We start from the raw sequence: 379 nt of genomic DNA, 5'->3' as shown, positions 1-379 counted from the left end.
GTGCGGCTGATGCCTTCGTCTTTGCTTTGTCCGTCGCGGCCGGAGACTTTACGGCTTTGTTTTTCGATCAGTTGTCCGAGGATGTTGCGTTTGAAATGATGGATGTGCCAAGTCTCGGGACGGTCTTTCAGACGGCCTTTATCAGCGCTTTGACCGTATTCGGTCTGTTGGACCAGTTGTCCGGCGGCATCGTAGCCGTAGGCGGTGATTTTGCCGTCCCAGCCGGTTTCTTGGATCAGGTTGTCGGTTTGGTCGTAATCGAGACGGTAGGTTTCGCCGTTTTCATTGGTAAGGACGGTCAGCCGGCGGGCTTTGTCGTAGGCATAGGCGAAGGTATGGCCCAGTGCGTTGGTGCGTTTGAGCGGCAGTCCGTCCACTG

1 pseudogene is annotated in these 379 nt (G+C 55.9%); it reads right to left on the bottom strand.

The window, feature by feature from the left end:
- Positions 1 to 379 (bottom strand): annotated as a pseudogene (locus HMPREF2871_RS07435) (RHS repeat protein); the annotation flags it as partial.

The organism is Neisseria sp. HMSC067G12 (assembly GCF_001812725.1).
Classification (GTDB): domain Bacteria; phylum Pseudomonadota; class Gammaproteobacteria; order Burkholderiales; family Neisseriaceae; genus Neisseria; species Neisseria perflava.
The sequence above is the reverse complement of the archived record's forward strand: the minus strand, read 5'-3'. Positions and strand labels throughout refer to the sequence as shown.